This window comes from Micromonospora sp. D75, assembly GCF_018070405.1.
Taxonomy (GTDB): Bacteria; Actinomycetota; Actinomycetes; order Mycobacteriales; family Micromonosporaceae; genus Micromonospora; species Micromonospora chalcea.
This window is the reverse complement of the sequence record NZ_JAGPXV010000963.1, coordinates 1-1430: the sequence shown is the minus strand read 5'-3', so window position 1 is coordinate 1430 and position 1430 is coordinate 1. Positions and strand designations below refer to the sequence as shown.

General features: G+C 77.6%; 1 pseudogene. It reads left to right on the top strand.

Annotated elements, in window-relative coordinates:
• Nucleotides 1-67: 67 nt before the first annotated feature.
• Nucleotides 68-1430 (top strand): annotated as a pseudogene (locus KBX39_RS31125) (hypothetical protein); the annotation flags it as partial.

Below are 1430 nucleotides of genomic sequence, written 5' to 3'. Positions count from 1 at the left end.
CGTGCTGCGCCGCGATTGGGCCGACCTGCCGTCCGTCGTACTGGCCTTCCTGCGAGCCGGAGCGATAGTGGATGCGCCCTTCGCCCCGGACCTGCTGGCCGAGGTCGCGCAGGTGCCGGCGGCACTGGCGGTCGCGGCCGGCTGGCGGTTGGCCCGGCTCGACCTGATCCGCCGCGTCCCCGGCACCGGACGCTTCGCCTTCCGGCACCCGGTGCTGCGGATGGCGGTCGCCCAGGACACCGACCCGGCGTGGCGGGTGGACGCCTGCGCGCGAGCGCTCACCGCGCTCGTCGACCTGGGCGCGCCAGCCGCGGACCGGGCCCGCTACGCCGAGCGCCTGCTCGCCCTGCCGAACGGCCGCTGGGCCGGACGCTGCGTCGACGTGCTCTCCCGGGCCGCCCAGGAGATCCGGCGCGAGACACCGGACCTGGCCATCCGCTGGCTGCGGCTGGCGTTGCGGGCGCTGCGGCCGACGGCCGGTGAAGCCCAACGTCGCCGCGACGTGTCACTCGCGCTGGCCCAGGTCACCGGCGAGGCGGGCGACCTGGCCGAGAGCCGGGCACTGCTCCAGGAGATCGTGCCGCTGTTCCCCGCCGACCCGGAGGGACGACGGGCCCAGGCGGTAGCCCTGTGGGCGCGCGTGGAACGCCTGCTCGGCAACTACGCGGAGGCGGTGGCGATCAGCCGGCGCGAGCTGGCCGCGCTGCCGGCCGGCACCGGGCCCGCCGGCGGCTACCGGCTCGCCACCGAGATCGGCGTCGCCGGCATCCTGGCCGGCCGCCCCGTGGCCGGGCTGCCCGACGCGCTCACCGCGGATCCCGGCGGCCCGGGCGTGGACCGGGCCGGCCTCCTGGCCGTACGCGGCCTGGCCGCCGTGCACGACGGCGCGCTCGACGACGCCCGTGGGCTGCTCGACGCCGGCGCCCGGATCGTCGACTCGCTGCCGGACCGGGACCTGCGGGACCACCCCGACTGCCTCACCGCGCTCGGCCTGACCGAGCTGTACCTCGAACGGCAGGCCGACGCGGTGCGGCACCTCGACCGCGGGCTGACGCTCGTCCGCGCCTCGCACCGCGACGACGGATTGTGTCAGCTTCTGCTCGCGCGCACCGAGGTGGCGTACCACGCCGGCCGGCTGAGCACGGCCATCGGACTGGCCACCGAGGCCGGCATCGTCGCCCGGCGCATCGGCAGCCGCCACCTGCTGAGCTTCGCCCTGGCGTTCGAGGCGGAGGCGACCGCCTGGCGCGGCGGTCCTCGGGACGACGACCGGGCGGTGGCGCTGGCCCGCAGCGCCGTCGGAATCGCCACCGACCCCGCCACCTGGTGCGGTCGTACCGCCGCGACCGCGCTGGCGACGGCGGCGCTGCTGGCCGGTGATCCGGCGACCTGTGCCGAACTCGTGCGCTCGGCCGGCGGCGACAGCCGGC